At 69.1% G+C, this 17893-nt stretch carries 10 protein-coding genes; 4 read left to right on the forward strand and 6 right to left on the reverse strand.

Features of this window, described 5'->3' with window-relative positions:
* Positions 1-107 precede the first annotated feature (107 nt).
* From AB0J69_RS27715 to AB0J69_RS27730, 4 genes are all read right to left on the reverse strand, one after another.
* Positions 108-1685: a lectin gene (locus AB0J69_RS27715; protein ID WP_364122856.1), complete on the reverse strand. Its 1578-nt coding sequence runs from the start codon at positions 1683-1685 to the stop codon at positions 108-110.
* A gap of 188 nt (positions 1686-1873) precedes the next feature.
* Complete coding sequence (locus AB0J69_RS27720) at positions 1874-3052, reverse strand: cellulose binding domain-containing protein (RefSeq protein WP_364122858.1); 1179 nt, start codon at positions 3050-3052, stop codon at positions 1874-1876.
* 203 nt (positions 3053-3255) lie between these two features.
* On the reverse strand, positions 3256-5112 hold the full coding sequence (locus AB0J69_RS27725) for a family 43 glycosylhydrolase (protein WP_364122860.1): 1857 nt from the start codon (positions 5110-5112) through the stop codon (positions 3256-3258).
* Positions 5113-5158: 46 nt separating this feature from the next.
* Complete coding sequence (locus AB0J69_RS27730; protein WP_364122874.1) at positions 5159-6400, reverse strand: PHB depolymerase family esterase; 1242 nt, start codon at positions 6398-6400, stop codon at positions 5159-5161.
* A 612-nt stretch (positions 6401-7012) separates the two neighbouring features.
* Here AB0J69_RS27730 and AB0J69_RS27735 point away from each other — a divergent pair.
* On the forward strand, positions 7013-8473 hold the full coding sequence (locus tag AB0J69_RS27735) for an endo-1,4-beta-xylanase (RefSeq protein WP_364122862.1): 1461 nt from the start codon (positions 7013-7015) through the stop codon (positions 8471-8473).
* A 172-nt stretch (positions 8474-8645) separates the two neighbouring features.
* Here the strand turns inward: AB0J69_RS27735 and AB0J69_RS27740 are convergent, their stop codons facing one another.
* Both AB0J69_RS27740 and AB0J69_RS27745 read right to left on the reverse strand, forming a co-directional pair.
* Positions 8646-11465, reverse strand: a complete 2820-nt coding sequence (locus AB0J69_RS27740; protein ID WP_364122864.1) for a glycoside hydrolase N-terminal domain-containing protein — start codon at positions 11463-11465, stop codon at positions 8646-8648.
* A 94-nt stretch (positions 11466-11559) separates the two neighbouring features.
* On the reverse strand, positions 11560-11862 hold the full coding sequence (locus AB0J69_RS27745; RefSeq protein WP_364122866.1) for an RICIN domain-containing protein: 303 nt from the start codon (positions 11860-11862) through the stop codon (positions 11560-11562).
* A gap of 945 nt (positions 11863-12807) precedes the next feature.
* On the opposite strand from AB0J69_RS27745, the gene AB0J69_RS27750 reads away from it, so the two are divergent.
* The 3 genes from AB0J69_RS27750 to AB0J69_RS27760 all read left to right on the forward strand — a co-directional run.
* Positions 12808-15534, forward strand: a complete 2727-nt coding sequence (locus tag AB0J69_RS27750; RefSeq protein ID WP_364122868.1) for a beta-L-arabinofuranosidase domain-containing protein — start codon at positions 12808-12810, stop codon at positions 15532-15534.
* On the forward strand, positions 15531-17552 hold the full coding sequence (locus tag AB0J69_RS27755; protein WP_364122870.1) for an RICIN domain-containing protein: 2022 nt from the start codon (positions 15531-15533) through the stop codon (positions 17550-17552). Before AB0J69_RS27750 ends, AB0J69_RS27755 begins: the two co-directional genes overlap by 4 nt.
* Before the next feature lie 78 nt (positions 17553-17630).
* On the forward strand, positions 17631-17893 hold a 263-nt coding region (locus AB0J69_RS27760; protein ID WP_364122876.1), incomplete at its 3' end, for an RICIN domain-containing protein.

Genomic DNA, 17893 nt, shown 5'->3' on the forward strand with positions numbered 1-17893 from the left:
ACCGGCCCGACCGCGGCCCCCGGCCTGCGGCCCCCCGGTCGGGTGGGCGGGGCACCTTCGCCGGGGCGGAGGACCGCCGCCGGCGAAGGTGGGTCTCGTGACGACCCTCAGGTGCGGGTCCAACGCTGGTTGGCGCCGCCGTTGCAGGACCAGACGATCAGCTTGGTGCCGTTGGCGGTGGCGTTGTTCGGCACGTCCAGGCACTTGCCGGCGCCGACGGCGGTGATGGTGCCGTCGGTGTTGAGGCGCCACTGCTGGTTGGACTGCCCGTTACAGTCCCAGATGATCACCTGGCTGCCGTCGGCGGTGCCGCCGTCGTAGACGTCCAGGCACTTGTTCCCGTAGACCCGCAGCTCACCGCTCGCGGTGGACGTCCACTGCTGGTTGGCCTGGCCGTTGCAGTCCCAGATCTGCGCCTGCGCACCGTTGGCCTGCGAGGCGCCGGTGACGTCCAGGCACCGGCCCGAGCCGACCCCCTTGACCGCTCCCGTGGGAGTCGGCGTGATACCTCCGCCGGTGACGATGTACATGGCCGCACCGTGCCCGGGCACCGACGCGCTGATCGTCCCGGACGAGGAGGACGTCGTGTGCGCCCACAGGTCGCGCACCGAGTAGGAGGACACCGCGCCCAGGCCCAGGGCCGAGGCGGTGGTGGAGACCGTCGAGGCCGAGGTGCCGCGGTTGAGCAGGACGACCGCGACCGAGCCGTTGGACATCGGCTTGCGCCACACCTCCAGGTTTCCGTTGTCACTGATCTTGTGGCCCTGCCTGCCGCCCCAGTCCTGGTTGACCGCGATGACCTCGGTGTTCGTCAGGATGGACCGGGTCTCGGCGCTCATCGACCGGATGTCGTTGCCCGCGATGAGCGGAGCGTTCAGCAGCGACCACAGGCTGAAGTGCGCCCGTCCCTCGGTCGCGGTCAGCGCGCCGACGCCCACCTCCAGCATGTCGGGGTCGTTCCAGCCTCCCGGCCCCGAGTACGCTTCGAGCCCGACCTGCTGGTCCAGGATGCCCATGATGGAGTTCCAGTTCGCCGCGATGTCGCCCGTCGTGCGCCAGGAGTTGCCCACCGGCATCCCCCAGGTCCACACGCTCTCCTGGCCCCAGTTGCACAGGCTGTACACGATCGGGCGCCCGGTGGCGGCCAGCGCGTCACGCATGGCGGTGTAACGCTGCTGCCCGCTCCTGCCCTGATGATCGCCGCAGTTGTCGTACTTCAGATAGTCGATCCCCCAGGACGCCCACAGGGCCGCGTCGCGCTGCTCGTAGCCCAGGCTGGCCGGATACCCGGCGCACGTGGTGGTCCCCGCCGAGGAGTAGATGCCGAGCTTCAGCCCTCTGGCATGGACGTAGTCCGCCAGGGCCTTGATGCCGCTGGGGAACTTCTGCGGGTCCGCCACCAGGTCCCCGCTGGCGTTGCGGCTCATGGTGGACCAGCAGTCGTCGATGTTGACGTACGTGTAGCCCGCCGCCGCCATGCCGCTGGAGACCATGGCGTCCGCCGTCTGCCGGATGAGGCTCTCGTTCACGTTACAGAAGAAGGTGTTCCAGTCGTTCCACCCCATCTGCGGCGTGCGGGCGAGCCCGTTCTCCAGCGCGACGGCCGGCGACGACGCACCGCCGGTCGCGACCAGGGAACCGGCGGCCAGTAACACCGCCAGCATCCATCGAATGACCTTACGCATCTGACTCCTCCTCATACGACCGCGACCGGGTCAGGCTCGAGGTTGCGGGTTGGTTCCCGTTGGCGGTGCCGGGTGTCGATCCCGGCCCGCGGGCTCCACGACGATGTCCCCAGCCCCCGCGGCACACGTAACTCGTATGACGTCTCGCGGCGGCAGTGCTCACGCGCGCACGATCTCGCTTCACCGGATCAGGAGACGGCGCAGGAAAGGGCAGGCGTGGCCGCGGCGCCGTTGGCAGTGAAGCCGAACGTGGTGCTGCCGCCGGCCGCGATGGAGCCGTTGTAGGCCTCGTTGCGGACGGTCACGCCGGCTCCGGAGCCGGACCGTACGCCGTTCCACAGACTGCTGATCGTCTGCCCGCCCGGCCACGTCCAGCCGACCGTCCAGCCGTTGACGGCGCTGTCGCCGGCGCGGACCGTGACAGTGGACTGGAAGCCGCCGGACCAGGAGTTCACGGTCTCCATCGTGGCCGTGCACGCACCGGTTCCCGGGGTGGGAGTGGGCGTCGGACTCGGCGACGGGGAGCTTGCGAACTGGGAGAAGAACTTCCACACCTCTGCCTTGGTCCAGGTCGTGACGCCGCTCTCGGCGTACGTCCCGTCCACCGGACCGGGCATGTGACCGTTGTCGAACGCGGCCCAGACGACCGGATAGCCGGCCCGGCACCCCGAGTAGGTGGTGACGATGTGGCTCCGGCTCCCCGAACTCGGCTCGGGAGGGTTCTGCGCGGTGCAGCCGTTGTTGCGGACGAACCTGTCACGCAGCGACCGTCCCTGCGAGATGTTGAGCACCGTGTCCCCGATGCCGTGCAGGCCCATGTACGCGACGGGCTGAGTCCCGCCGCTGCACCCGCTGAGCTGCGCGCCGGAGAAGACCGCGACCGCGCGGAAGACCGTCGCCCGCGAGCACGCGAGCGAGAAGCTCATCCCGCCGCCGTAGCTGAAGCCGGTGGCGAAGCGCTGCGAGGTGTCGACGCAGAGATCCGCCTCGATGAGCCGGATCATGTCGTCGACGAAGGTGACGTCCTCGCCGTTGGCGTTCGCCCAGCCGTTGTTGAAGCCCTGGGGAGCGACGAAGATCGCGCCGTTGTTCGACAGCTGCCTGAGCCCGTAGAAGGACCAGGGGTACCCGCTGGTTCCGCCGGAGTCGACGTCGTTCGCGGTGCCGCCCCGCCAGTGGAAGCCGAAGATCAACCGGTAGGGGGTGTTGTTCTGGTAGTTGTCGGGCAGCCGGAGGATGAAGGAGCGGTTCTTGCCGCTGGTCTGGATCGACTGCGTGCCGCTCCTCAGCGTCGGGGTCTTGCCGCATCCGGCGGTCGTCGCGAGGGCGCCGGCGGGCGCCGCCGCGCCGCCGACGTCGCTGCTCATCGCCACACGACTCGTGGCCAGTACGAGAAGTGCCGCGACCGCGATCGCTCCGAAAATGGAGCGGTGCCTGGACATCACGTAACTCCGATCATGGTGCGGATTCCGATGCGTCTGGATTGACAGATCATGCGCTGCTCCCTTTTCCGGCGGGAGCGGCGCGGGTGGTCGTGCCGGAGTGGCGCGTGCGAGACAGCCGGCTCGGGCTACTGGAACGAAGCGTCGTCGATGGAGAAGCCGTCGGTGCCCGCCGCCGTCTCGACGTAGAAGGTGGCGCCGGTAAGCGTCCCGCTCCACGACACCGTCGCCGTGCCGGTGAGCCGGGTCCAGCCGCCGGAGCTCACCGGCGTCGCCGGCGTGAGCTGGAGGTAGCTCGTCGTACCGCCGGCGGTGACCGCCAGGGTCGCCTTCGCGCTGGGCGTGCCGCTCTGCGACCGCACCCAGACGCTCGTGGTGTAGCTCTTGCCGTTGGTGAGCTTGGCGGTCACGTCCTGGGTGATGCCGTTCCATGACGCCGTGCGCCCGGCGATGGACAGCGCCCGCGCGCCTCCGTGCACCGGGTCGGAGACGGACGCCAGCGTACCGCCGGACGTGCCCCAGGCCGTGGTGCCGCTCTCCATGTCGCCGTTGGTCAGCAGATTCCCGCCGGTGCCGGTGCCGCCGGTGAACTGCCACCAGTTCACGTTGAACAGGTTGCCGCTGCCGCCGGTGTACCTGAAGTACAGGTCATGGGTGCCCGTCGCGCCGTTCACCGGGCAGGTGACCGTCGTCCACGTCTGCCAGCCGCCGGTGCCCGGCACGGTGCACGTCCCCGCCAGCGTGCCGTTGACGCCGTCCAGGCGGAGCTCGATCCGGCCACCGCTGGTCGCCGAGGCCACCCGCGCGCTGAAGGACGTCGCGCCGGAGCCGAAGGCGACGCCCTTGACCTTGATGTGGTCGCCGTTCTCGATCCACCCGACGTTCATGCCGCCCTCGCCGGCGGGTTCGGTCTCCACGCCGGACTCCCAGGCGATCGTCTCGGCCTCCTGGCGGACGTAGGGGTTCAACGTGCCCACCTGGGGCGCTCCGGTCGTGGTCATGTTGATCGTGGGGATGGTGCCGTCGGCGTTGTAGGTGAACTTCTCCACGGCCACCGAGCGGGTGAAGCCGCCCCCGCCCGGCAGGGCGCCGTTGTGGTAGAAGAAGTACGATCCGCCGTTGAAGTCGATGACGCCGGGGTGGTTGGTGAAGCTGCTGCCCTGCGTGGGCATGACCGTCCCGCGGTAGGTCCACGGGCCGGTGGGGCCGGGGGCCGTCGAATAGCCGATGAACTCCGAGCAGCATTTCGCGGCGAAGACGTTGTAGTAGAGGCCGTTGCGCTTGTAGACCCAGGGACCCTCCTCGTACAGCGTCGGCCGGCTGGTGTCGCCGGTGCGGGTGCCGAAGCCCGCGGTGGTGAGCGGGATCTGGCTGGGGCTGCCGGAGTACGAGATCATGTCGGCGTTGAGCCTGACGTACCAGAGGTTGGGGTTGCCCCAGTACAGGTAGGCCTGCCCGTTGTCGTCGATGAAGACCGTGGGGTCGATCTCGCCGTTCCTGACGAGCGGGCGGCCGATGGCGTCCGTGAAGGGCCCGGTGGGGCTGTTGGAGACCCCGACGCCGATGGCCATCTGGCCGCTCGCCCGGTCCTTCACCGGGACGTACCAGTAGAACTTGCCGTTCCGGTAGACGGCCTGGCCCGCCCACGCGTCCGCGCTCGCCCAGCTGAAGGTGGCCACGCTCATCGGCGAGCCGTGGTCGGTCCAGTTCACCATGTCGGCGGACGACCAGACCCGCCACTCCTTCATGGTGAAGTACGTCGAGCCGTCCTCGTCGTGTCCCGTGTAGAGGTAGACCCGGCCGTCGTGCACCAGTGGAGCGGGGTCGGCGGTGTAGATGGTCTGGACGATCGGGTTGTCCGCCCTGGCCGTGCCCGGAATCATCGTCACGGCGCAGAGCAGCGCCACGATCGCCAGGACACCGCGCCGTGCCATGACGCCCAGCCTCGCCATGACGCCGAACGGGAGGGGGGATGCGACTTTCATGGTCACCTTCCGGAGTCGGGCGGGCATGGGGTGCGGGCGCGGTGTGTCAGGTGCGGGTCCAGCGCTGGTTGGCGCCGCCGTGGCAGGAGTAGAGCTGGAGCCGGGTGCCGTTGGCGGTGCCCTGGCCCACGGCGTCCAGGCACAGGCCGGACTGCCCGCCGGTGATGGTGCCGTCGGCGTTCAGGCGCCATTTCTGGTTGGCGCCGCCGTGGCAGGAGTAGATCTGGATGCCGGCGCCGTTGCCGGTGCCGGCCGCGTCGAGGCACTTGTTGCCGTAGACCCTGAGCTCATCGGCCGAGGTGGCGGCCCACTGCTGGTTGCCGCGCCCGTTGCAGTCCCACAACTGCACCGCGGTGCCGTCGGCGGTGGCGGCGCCGGGCACGTCCAGGCAGCGCCCGGAGCCGACTCCCTTGATCTGCCCGCCGGGTGGTGGCGTCGGCGTCGTGGTGGGCGAGCCGCCGTCCAGGCCGAAGAAGCGGATGGCGTGCGCGGCCATCCCCGGTCGCGGCAGGTCGTGGCCGGCTCCGGTGATGGTGTACGCCTCGACCTGCCCGGAGCCGAAGACCCGCCGGGTCCACCCGGACTGCGGGCTGTCGGTGGAGGTCGGGGTCTGGCCCAGCCCGTGCACGTTGGTCCACTGGTCGACCTCCTCCTGCAGCATCGTGTAGGGCAGCACGGAGTCGGCGGTGCCGTGCCAGGCCATCACGCGCGGGCGGGGCCCGGTGTAGCCGGGGTAGGCGTTCCTGACCAGGTCACCCCACTGCTGCGGCGTCTTGTCGCCGCACCCGGCGGGGCCGAGGCAACCGTAGGGAACTCCCGCGAACGGCGCGCCGGCCTTGAACACGTCCGGGTACGTGGCGAGCAGGTTGTTGGTCTCCATGGCGCCGGAGGAGAAGCCGGTGGCGAACACCCGCTCCGGGTCGCCGTTGTAGCGTTGCAGCACGTAGGCCGTCATGGAGACGATCGACACCGGGTCACTGCCGCCACCGTGGCGCAGGGCCTCGTTCGACCACACGTCGAAGCAGTTCGACAGGCCGTTGGCGCTCTTGTTCGCCTGCGGGTAGATGACGATGAAGCCGTGCCGGTCGGCCAGCGAGGCGAACTCGGTGCCCTGGTGGAAGCCCGGGGCCCAGCCGTTGCAGCCGTGCATCGCCACCAGGACTCCCGGGCGGGGTGCCACCGCGTCCGGGACGTAGAGGTACATCCGCAGCCCGCCGGGGTTGGCGCCGAAGCTCGTCACTTCGGTCAGGACCGCCGCCGACGCTCCGGGCGCGGCCGTGAGGAACATGGTCAGGGCAGTGGCCACCGCCGTGATCAGAGCCGTCAGTGCGGCTCCGATGCTCGCGTACCTTCGCGTAGGGGGTTCGCTTCGCATCATTGGTTCGCCTCTCCGCTGTTAGCGCTAACAAACCGCTGGCCTGGTCGAGCTCCCTCGGGCCGGTGGAGGTGGTGGCGGGACGGAGCAAACACGAGGCAGAAAGGTACTGTCAAGAGCGCCGTAGATTGCGGCGACCGGAGGAGACATCGGCCGGGTGTGCTCACCTCGGACTATCGAGTCCGACCGCAGTCGATCAGCGAGAGCGTCGCCGTGAAACTTTCATCTGCACGCCAACCGGCGGCCCCGGCCGAAACTTTCAACGGCACAGGTCGCATATCCAGCCAGGACAACCGGCGCAGATAGCAACATGCGGCGCCGAAAGTTTTCACTGAATCCTTGACAACTTTCGGCGAGATTCCCACACTGAGTGCCCGAGGTGATCTCCCTTACCGGCTCGGTGGTGCTCAGCAGGGGACTGCCGTCCCGACGCCTGTGGTGTGCGTCCCACCGGGACGCGGCATCGGTCCCGCGGGTGTGTCCCGCACGATCCTTTCCCCATGATTCGCATACGGAGGCTCAAGCATGCGTCTCAACGCCATGTCCCCACCTACCGCCGGGCGGCCGCTCGGCGCGCGCCGCCGGGCGATGGTCGCCGGTGCGCTCGGCGCGCTCGGCCTGATCACGGCACTGGCGACGGCGATCCCGGCCGATGCCGCGGAGAGCACACTCGGCGCGGCCGCCGCGCAGAGCGGCCGCTACTTCGGCACCGCCATCGCCTCGGGCAGGCTCGGCGACTCCGCCTACACGACGATCGCCAATCGCGAGTTCAACATGGTGACGGCCGAGAACGAGATGAAGATCGACGCCACCGAGCCCAACCCGGGGCAGTTCAACTTCTCCGCCGGGGACCGGGTCTACAACTGGGCCGTGCAGAACGGCAAGCGGGTGCGCGGGCACACCCTGGCCTGGCACAACCAGCAGCCGAACTGGATGCGGTCGATGGAGGGCAGCTCGCTGCGCCAGGCGATGATCAACCACATCAACGGCGTCATGGGCCACTACAAGGGCAAGATCTACGCCTGGGACGTGGTCAACGAGGCCTTCGCCGACGGCAACTCCGGCGGCCGCCGTGACTCCAACCTCCAGCGCACCGGCAACGACTGGATCGAGGTGGCCTTCCGCACCGCGGACGCCGCCGACCCGGCCGCCAAGCTGTGCTACAACGACTACAACATCGACAACTGGAGCTGGGCCAAGACGCAGGGCGTCTACAACATGGTCAGGGACTTCAAGGCCCGCGGCGTGCCGATCGACTGCGTCGGCCTGCAGTCGCACTTCAACAGCAACAGCCCCTACAACAGCAACTACCGCACGACCATCCAGAGCTTCGCCGCGCTGGGGGTCGACGTGCAGATCACCGAGCTGGACATCCAGGGCGGCTCGGCCACCACGTACGCCAACGTCGTCAACGACTGCCTGGCGGTGCCGCGTTGTACCGGCATCACGGTCTGGGGGGTTCGCGACAGCGACTCCTGGCTCGGCGCCGGCGCCGCCCCGCTGCTCTTCGACGGCAACGGCAACAAGAAGCCCGCCTACACCTCAGTGCTCAACGCGCTCAACGGCGGCAGCACGACGCCGACGCCCGGCCCGGGCGGCGCCGGAGAGATCAAGAGCACGGCCTCCGGCCGCTGCGTGGACGTGCCCAACGCCAGCACCACCGACGGCACCGCGGTGCACCTGTGGGACTGCAACGGTCAGAGCAACCAGCGGTGGACGCAGACCTCGGCCGGTGAGTTGAAGTACGGCGACAAGTGCCTGGACGCCGGGGGCACAGGCAACGGCGCCAAGATCCAGATCTACTCCTGCTGGGGTGGCGACAACCAGAAGTGGCGCGTCAACTCCGACGGCACGATCGTGGGCGTACAGTCCGGGCTGTGCCTCGACGCCGTCGGCGGCGGCACCGGCAACGGTACGGGGCTGCAGCTGTACAGCTGCTGGGGCGGCGCCAACCAGAAGTGGACCTACACCCCGAACACCGCGTGAGCCTCACCGACGGGTCGCCCCGGCTCCTGGGCCGGCTGCCCCGGACCGGCTCGACCTGCTGATCGAACCCCCTGTGCGACCCTCCCTCGGCTCCGGTGGGGAGACCGAGGGAGGGTGAGCCACGCCCGGCCGCAACGGCCGGGCGTGGCTCGACAAGGTTGTCAGGCGGCCGTCACACGCCCGTGATCGTCCACTGGTTGTTGGTGCTGTTGTTCGGCGCCCACATGGCCACGGTGGACCCGGCGGTGCTGTTGCCCATGCCGTCCAGTGCGGTGCCGGTGCCCCGGTTGATGAGCTGGTTGCGGCCGTTGCCCGTGCTGTTGAGGCGCCACTGCTGGTTGGCGCCGCCGCTCCAAGCCGCCTGCCGGGCACTGGCGCCGTTGGCGGAGTTGCCCCAGCTGTCGATCACCATGCCGTTGGCGCGGTTGACGATGCGGTACCAGCCACCGCCCAGGTCCACCAGCTGCCACTGCAGGTTGGCACTGCCGTCGTAGCTCCACTGCTTGACCACCGAGCCGGAGGCGACGGTGCCCCCGCTGTCCAGCACCAGACCGGTGGTGACGTTCGTGATCCGTACGTGGCTCGCCGGCGTGCCGGACGCGGTCATGCGGTACGTGCGCCCGGCTTGGCCGGTCAGCGCGATGACGTCGGCCTCGGGTCTGGTGACACTGACGGTGCCGCCGGTCGCGGCGTCGGCCACCTGGAAGGTTCCGGTGAACATGCGGCCGCGCACCTTGACCGTCCCGTCGCGGTCGAACCTGACGAGGACCTCGGTGGCCCCGCCGGAGCTCCACGTGATGTCCACGGTGTGGCCACCGCGCCCCCGAAGCCCCAGCACCTTGCCGTTCGGCCAGGCCGGCGGCAGCGCCGGCAGCAGGTGCAGCTCGCCGTTGTGGCTGTGCAGCAACATCTCGGCGATGCCGGCCGTGGCGCCGAAGTTGCCGTCGATCTGGAACGGGGGATGCAGGTCGAACATGTTCGGCGCCAGCCGGTCCGTCCTCACCAGGAGGCGGAGCAGCGCGTGCGCCCGGGCGCCCTCCTCCATCCGCGCCCAGTAGTTGATCTTCCAGGCCAGTGACCAGCCGGTTCCGTCGTCCCCGCGCAGTTCGAGGGTGCGCCGCGCGGCGGTGTACAGCCCTGGTGTGCCGCGTCTGGTGATCTGGTTGCTGGGATGCAGGCCGTACAGGTGGGAGATGTGCCGGTGGGCGGGCTCGGTCTCGACCCAGTCGTACAGCCACTCCTGGATGTTGCCGCGCGAGCCGGTCGTCATCGGCGGGAGCCGGTCGCGGGCGGCCAGGACCAGCGCGCGGAAGTCGGCGTCCACGCCGAGCGCCTGGGCGGCCTGAGCGCAGCCGTTGAACAGGTCACGCAGGATCTGGTTGTCCATCGTGGGGCCCGCGCAGACGCTGACGCCCGAGTGATGGGCCAGTTCCGGGGAGTTCGACGGGTTCGTGACCAGATACCGGAGGTTCGGCTCCTCCACGAGGGTCTCGAGGAAGAACTGCGCGGCGCCTTTCATGGCCGGGTAGTGCTGCCGGAGGAACTCCAGGTCGCCGGTGAAGGTGTAGTGGTCCCAGATGAGGGTGGCCAGCCAGGCGCCGCCGGTCTGCCACATGCCCCAGAACGCGCCGTCGACGACCGAGGTGGCCCGCCACGCGTCGGTGTTGTGGTGGGTCACCCAGCCGCCGGCGCCGTACTGCACGCGGGCCGTCCGGGCGCCGCTGACCGCCAGCTCGCCGATCATCTTGAACACCGGCTCGTAGCACTCCGGCAGGTTCGTCGTGTCGGCCGGCCAGTAGTTCATCGGCAGGTTGGCGTTGACGGTGTATTTCGAGTCCCAGGCCGGCGCCAGCGAATCGTTCCAGATGCCCTGCAGGTTGGCCGGCTGGGTGCCGGGCCGTGAGGAACTGATCAGCAGGTAGCGGCCGAACTGGAACAGCAGCGCCGAGAACTGCGGGTCGTCGGTGTTCGCGTGCTGGGCGATGCGGACGTCGGTCGGCTGGTCGGCCGCCGCGGTACGGCCGAGGTCGAGCGTCACGCGCCCGAACAGGCGCTGGTAGTCGGTGACGTGCCGGCCGCGCAGGTCGTCGTAGGCCCTGCCGGTGGCCGCGTCGAGATGGCGCCGCGCGATGCCCTGGTAGTCGCCGCCGACATCCTGGTAGTTCACGTAGCTGGAACCGATGGAGACCAGCAGCGTCACGCTGTTCGCGGCCCTGACCTGCAGGGTGCCGCCGGAGCTGGTGACGCTGCCGCCGTCGGCGACGGCCCGGGCCAGCGCCAGGAACCGCACCGAGCCGGTCACTCCTTCCATGTCGCCCGAGACGCCGTCGAGTGCCACGGTGGTCGCGTCCGGGCTGGAGCGGGTCGTCCGCTGCGGGCTGTCGAACGTCGCGGAGAACGTGATCGAGCCGGGCCGGTCGGCGGTCAGGCGGATGGCGATCACCTGGTCCGGCGCGCTCGCGAACACCTCGCGCCGGTACCGTACGCCGTTCTGCAGGTAGGACACGACCGTGGTGGCGGTGGTCAGATCGAGGTAGCGGTTGTACTCCGAGACCCCCGCGGCGCTCCCGAGGCCGAGCCGTAGATTGCCGACGGTCTGGTAGGCCAGCTGGCCCACCGGGTTTCCCCGCAGGTTCTGGTCGATCAGTGTCTGGGCCTGGCTCCACTGGTTCTGGAAGACCAGTTGCCGGATCTGTCCCAGCGCCGCCGCGCCCCGGGGGTTGCTCTGGTCGTACGGGCCCCCGGCCCAGACGGTGTCCTCGTTGAGCTGCAACCGCTCGGTGTCGACGTTGCCGAACACCATGGCGCCCAGGCGGCCGTTGCCGATCGGGAGCGCTCGCAGCCAGTCCGTGCCCGCGCTCTCGTCGTACCACAGGGCCAGATCGTTGGCGGCGCTCACCTGCGGAGGGGGCACCGAGCCGGCCCGGGCGGCGGCCGTCCACTGCAACGGCAACATCGCGGCGCCGGCTCCGGCCGCGCCGAATCTCAACACTTGCCTGCGCGATAAATCAGCCATCTCGACTCTCGTTCCCTACGGGGTTGTGGTCGGGTCCGCTGGACGACGCCCGCGTGGCGGGCATCGTCCGTCAGCCGACCCGTACGAGTTGCCATTGCTGGTTGGTGCCGTTGCCGTCGGCCCATTGCACGATCGCGGCGCCGTCGGCGGTGGAGAAGTTGTCGACGTCGAGGACCTTGCCGGAGTCGTGGGTCATGCCGCTGATGCCTCGGATGTGCTGCCGCCGTACCGACGGATCGAGGACCGCCGTGGCTGCAGCCGTTCGCGACGCCCCCACGGCCGGCGGCGTGGCTGCGAGGACCGGCAGGGCTCCCATCGTCGCCAGCACGGTTCTCCGGCTCGGCGATCGTCGGTCGACCGGGTCCTGCGTCACGTCTCCTCCTTGGGCTGTCGGCCGCCGGCACGCGCCGATCCCGGCCCCTGGCTCGGGCTGCCTGCTCTGGGAGCGCTCCCATCGCTCCCTGATCGTTGCGGGATAACGGAAGATGCCGTTGAGCGTCGCCTCGGCCTACCGGGAGCGAGCGGACAGTCGTGTGGTGGGAGTTCTTCGCCGTCCTGGCACCCGGGCATCACGGACGAGTGGGGACCACCTGGGGGCGCCGTTCGTTCGCGTTAACGTCTCTGCAGGAAGGTAAAGCGCTCCCTGCGGCTCGTCAACAGCGCTCGGGGAAGAAACTTAATTAAGATCAAGTACGCTGCCGATCACCCCACGGAGCACCGGCAATCCCGACCAGAGCGGCTGTTCGGTGCTCAGGGGGCAGCCGAAGGTGATCACCCCAGGTCGCGTCCTCACGGCTCGGAGCCAGCAAGTTAACCCGCACCTCGTCGCAAATTACCCTGTTGCCAACCGGCAACTTCTGTGAAACTTTCACAGGCACGAGCGGTGCGGCGCGATCTCCCTGGGCGCAAAACTCCAGGCGGGAAGGCGTTCCGGCGGCAACGCCCAGGTCGGCGAGGGGCGACCCTCGTTGACGCCGGGCCGGACCGTCGGATGTACTCCGCCACAACGCGCTCAACAAAGCAGGCCACACAGCTCCAGGCAGGAGGATGTTAGCGCTAACAACCCTCGTGGCCCATCTGCGATCTAGTCAAGGAGCCCTGGATGTCCCCCCTCATCCCCGGCAACGGCACAGGACGCACCGTCCGCCGGCATGCCATGGTCCCGGGTGATCTCATCTACGAATTGTTAGCGCTAACAAGCCCGCCGAGCGCGGCATCTCCGCGCCGACCACCATGGGCGACCTCTCCGAGGGCCTGACCCGGTGAACACGTGACCGGCGGCGGCCGGTCACCACCCCCCATCTCCAAGGAGCACCGCATGTCCTTGAGCCGTCGTCAGCTCTTTCAGGCCGCGGGCGCGACCGCCGCGCTCTCGGTCGCCGGCCAGGTAGCCGGCACATCCCCCGCGCTGGCCGCACTCCCCTGGGCCAGATCCGACATCGGCGTCTCGGCCTACGAGTTCGACCTCGGCCAGGTCCGGCTGACCTCCGGTCGCCTGCTGGACAACCAGAACCGCACCCTCAGCTACCTGCGCTTCGTCGATGTCGACCGGCTCCTGTACGTCTTCCGGGCCAACCACCGGCTGTCCACCAACGGCGCGGCGGCCAACGGCGGCTGGGACGCGCCCAGCTTCCCGTTCCGGTCCCACATGCAGGGCCATTTCCTGACGGCGTGGGCGCATGCCTACGCCGTGCTCGGCGACACCACCTGCCGGGACAAGGCCGATCACATGGTGGCCGAGCTGGCCCGATGCCAGGCGAACAACGGCGCCGCCGGGTTCACCAGCGGCTACCTGTCCGGCTTCCCCGAGTCGGACATCACGGCCGTGGAGAACCGCACCCTGACCAACGGCAACGTGCCGTACTACTGCATTCACAAGACCCTGGCCGGGCTGCTGGACGCCTGGCGGCTGATCGGCAACACGCAGGCCAGGACCGTGCTGCTGGCCCTGGCAGGGTGGGTGGACGCGCGCACGTCGCGACTCAGCTCAAGCCAGATGCAGGCCATGCTCGGCACCGAGTTCGGCGGCATGAACGCCGTGCTGACGGACCTGTACCAGATGACCGGCGACTCCCGCTGGCTGACCACGGCCCGGCGGTTCGACCACGCGGCCGTGTTCGATCCGCTGGCCACGGGCCAGGACCGGCTCAACGGGCTGCACGCCAACACGCAGGTGCCCAAGTGGATCGGGGCGGCGCGCGAGTACAAGGCGACGGGCACAACCCGCTACCGCGACATCGCCGTCAACGCCTGGTCCATCACCGTCGGCGCGCACACGTACGTGAACGGCTCCAACAGCCAGGCCGAGCACTTCCGCGCCCCCAACGCGATCGCCGCCCACCTGACCAGGGACACCGGCGAGGCGTGCAACACCTACAACATGCTCAAGCTGACCCGGGAGCTGTGGCTGCTGTCGCCGGCCCGGGCCGACTATTTCGACTACTACGAGAACGCCCTGCTCAACCACCTACTTGGGCAGCAGAACCCGGCGGACGCGCACGGGCACGTCACCTACTTCACCCCGCTCAACCCCGGCGGACGGCGGGGTGTCGGCCCGGCCTGGGGCGGAGGCACCTGGAGCACGGACTACAACTCCTTCTGGTGCTGCCAGGGCACCGGGATCGAGACCAACACCAAGCTGATGGACTCGATCTACTTCCACAACGGCACCACCCTGTTCGTGAACCTGTTCGTGCCCTCCACCCTCGACTGGAGCCAGTGCGGCATCACGGTCACCCAGACGACCTCCTACCCGGCCGGCGACACCACGTCGTTGCAGGTCACCGGGAACGCGAGCGGATCGTGGACGATGCGCATCCGCATCCCGGCCTGGACCCAGGGCGCGACGGTCAGCGTCAACGGAGTCCAGCAGAACATCGCCACCACGCCGGGCACCTACGCCGATCTCACCCGGCCGTGGGCGCCGGGCGACACCGTGACCGTACGGCTGCCCATGCGAGTGGTCATGAAGGCCGCCAACGACAACCCCGACGTGCAGGCCGTCACCTACGGCCCGGTCGTGCTGTCGGGCGATTACGGCAATACCAGCCTGTCGTCGGCCCCCGCCCTGACCCCTTCCTCGATCACCCGGACCAGCACGTCCTCGCTGACCTTCACGGCCACGGCCAACGGGGCGTCGGTGCGGCTGGCGCCGTTCCACGACGCTCACGACCACAACTACGTCGTCTACTGGAACACCGGTGGCCAGGGCGGCACCGGCGCGGCGAGCTTCCGGCTGATCAACGCGGGCAGCGGGCTGGCCCTCGGCATCCAGAACATGTCCACCACCGACGGCGGCCTGGCGCTCCAGTGGACCGACAACGGCACCGCCGACCACGACTGGGTTCCGGTCATCGACGGCAGTGCCCTGCGGTTCCGCAACGTGAACAGCGGCAAGGTGCTCGGTGTCGAGAACATGTCGACCGCCGACAACGCCCGGGTGCTCCAGTGGGGTGACACCGGCACCGCCGACCACCGCTGGACGATCACCGACGTCGGCGACGGCTCCGTCAAGATCCGCAACGTCCACAGCTCCAAGCTGCTCGGCATCCAGAACGGCTCGACGGCCAACGGCGCCCAGGCGGTCCAGGACTCCGACAACGGCAGCCCCGACAACCAGTGGCGGTTCGTGCCGAACGGCGCGCGGCGTATCCAGAACGTGGGCACCGGGATGGTGCTCGGCGTCACCGGCATGTCCACGGCCGACGGCGCGCTCGTCGTCCAGTGGGGCGACACCGGCACCGCCGACCACCTGTGGACGGCGATCGTCGACACCGGCGGCTACCTGCGGCTGCGCAACTCCCACAGCCAGAAGGTGCTGGGCGTGGAGAACATGGGCGCCGCCTCCGGGTCGCGCGTCGTGCAGTGGGCCGACAACGGCACCGCCGACCACCGCTGGCGGCTGCGTTACGGGTCGGGCGCCGCCTTCCGCATCCAGTGCGCCAACGGCGGCCGGGTGCTCGGCCTCGGCGGCACCGCGCAGGGCGCGCAGGTCGTGCTCGCCGACGACAACGGCGCGAACAACAATCTCTGGAGGTTCCTGTGAGACGCGTGCTCGCGGTTCTGTCGTCCCTGCTTCTTGTGGGCGTGCTCCTCACGCCCCAGGCGTCGGCCGCGACGGTCGACACCAACGCGTGGTACGTCCTGGTCAACCGCAACAGCGGCAAGGCCCTGGACGTCTACAACCTCGCCACCAACGACGGCGCCCGCATCACCCAGTGGACCCGCAACAACGGCAACCAGCAACAATGGCAGTTCGTCGACTCCGGCGGCGGCTACTACCGCATCAAGTCCCGCCACTCCGGCAAGGTCCTCGACGTCTACAACTTCTCCACCGCCAACGGCGCCTCCATCGTGCAATGGGCCGACGGCAACGGCACCAACCAGCAATGGCGGCTGGCCGACTCCGCCGGCGGCTACGTGCGGTTGATCAGCCGCCACAGCAACAAGGCCCTGGAGGTCCAGGGCGCCTCCACCGCCGACGGCGCCAACATCGTCCAGTACGACGACTGGGGCGGCGCCAACCAGCAATGGCAGCTCGTCCCGATCGGCACCGACCCGAACCCGGGGGGCACCTACACCAACCCGGTCGTCTGGCAGGACTTCGCCGACGGCGACATCATCCGGGTCGGTGACGCTTACTACTACTCGGCCTCGACGATGCACTACTCGCCGGGCGCGCCGATCCTGCGCTCCTACAACCTGGTCGACTGGGAGTACGCCGGCCATTCGGTCCCGAGGCTCGACTTCAACTCCGGCGCCTATGACCTCAACGGCGGCCGGGCGTACGTGAAGGGCATCTGGGCCTCCACCCTGAACTACCGGCCCAGCAACAGCACCTATTACTGGATCGGCTGCGTCGAGTTCAACCGCACCTACGTCTACACCGCCTCCGCCGTCGACGGCACCTGGACCAAACGCTCGCAGATCAACAACTGCTACTACGACGCCGGCCTGCTGATCGACAGCAACGACACCATGTACGTCGCCTACGGCAACGGCACCATCAGCGTCGCCCAGCTCTCGCCCGACGGGCTCAGCCAGGTGCGCGCCCAGCAGGTGTTCCAGACCCCGAGCAGCGTCGGCACCCTGGAAGGCGCCCGCTTCTACAAGCGCAACGGCTACTACTACATCTGGCTGACCCGCCCCGCCAACGGCCAGTACGTGCTCCGCTCCACCTCCCCCTGGGGCCCGTATGAGATGCGCCAGGTCCTGCTCGACATGCCCGGCCCCATCGCCGGCGGCGGCGTCCCGCACCAGGGCGGGCTCGTCCAGACCCAGAACGGCGACTGGTACTACATGTCGTTCGTCGACGCCTACCCCGGCGGCCGCGTCCCGGCCCTCGCACCGATCACCTGGACCGGCGACTGGCCGACCGTGCAGACCGTCAACGGCGCCTGGGGAACCACCTACCCCAAGCCGAACATCCAGACCAGCCGCACCGTCGCCTCGATGATCGGCCCCGACACCTTCACCTCCGCCGGCCTCGGCCACCGCTGGGAGTGGAACCACAACCCCGACACCACCCGCTTCTCCACCGGAAACGGCCTGCGCCTGCAGACCGCGACCGTCACCGGCGACCTCTACAACGCCCGCAACACCCTGACCCACCGCATCCAGGGCCCGTCCTCGACGGCGACGATCGAGCTCGACTACGCGCAGATGGCGAACGGCGACCGTGCCGGGCTGGCCATGCTGCGCGACCAGTCGGCCTGGATCGGCGTCAAACGCGACAACGGCGTCAACCGGGTCGTGATGACCAACGGCCTGACCATGAACAGCTCCTGGCAGACCACCGGCACCGGTACCGAGGCGGCGAGCGCGAACATCTCCGGCGGCCGCATCTGGTTGCGGGTCAACGCCGACATCCGGCCCGGTTCCGGCAGGCAGGCCCGCTTCTCCTACAGCACCGACGGCACCACCTTCAGCAACCTCGGCCCGGCCTTCACGTTGAACAACGCCTGGCAGTTCTTCATGGGCTACCGCTTCGGGATCTTCAACTACGCCACCCAGTCCCTCGGTGGCGCGGTCACCGTCAACCGCTTCGACCTCACCACCCCCTGACCCGACCCGTCGACAGATGAATCGGAGAACCTCGTGAAGTCCAGATCCCTGGCCGTCCTCGCGACGGTCGCCACCTTACTGGCGAGCCTGTTCATCGCCCTTCAGACGCAGTCCGCCCACGCGGCCACCGTCGACACCAACGCGTGGTACGTCCTGGTCAACCGCAACAGCGGCAAGGCCCTGGACGTCTACAACCTCGCCACCAACGACGGCGCCCGCATCACCCAGTGGAGCAGGAACAATCAGAACCAGCAGCAGTGGCAGTTCGTCGACTCCGGCGGCGGCTACTACCGCATCAAGTCCCGCCACTCCGGCAAGGTCCTCGACGTCCACAACTTCTC

The sequence above is a fragment of the Nonomuraea sp. NPDC049709 genome (genome assembly GCF_040674815.1).
In the GTDB taxonomy this organism is placed as follows: domain Bacteria; phylum Actinomycetota; class Actinomycetes; order Streptosporangiales; family Streptosporangiaceae; genus Nonomuraea.

Coding starts and splice junctions, on each gene's coding strand:
- AB0J69_RS27725 (WP_364122860.1), bottom strand. CDS start 5,112: ATGAAAGTCGCATCCCCCCTCCCGTTCGGCGTCATGGCGAGGCTGGGC.
- AB0J69_RS27750 (WP_364122868.1), top strand. CDS start 12,808: ATGTCCTTGAGCCGTCGTCAGCTCTTTCAGGCCGCGGGCGCGACCGCC.
- AB0J69_RS27735 (WP_364122862.1), top strand. CDS start 7,013: ATGCGTCTCAACGCCATGTCCCCACCTACCGCCGGGCGGCCGCTCGGC.
- AB0J69_RS27730 (WP_364122874.1), bottom strand. CDS start 6,400: ATGTTCCTCACGGCCGCGCCCGGAGCGTCGGCGGCGGTCCTGACCGAA.
- AB0J69_RS27720 (WP_364122858.1), bottom strand. CDS start 3,052: ATGAGCAGCGACGTCGGCGGCGCGGCGGCGCCCGCCGGCGCCCTCGCG.
- AB0J69_RS27715 (WP_364122856.1), bottom strand. CDS start 1,685: ATGCGTAAGGTCATTCGATGGATGCTGGCGGTGTTACTGGCCGCCGGT.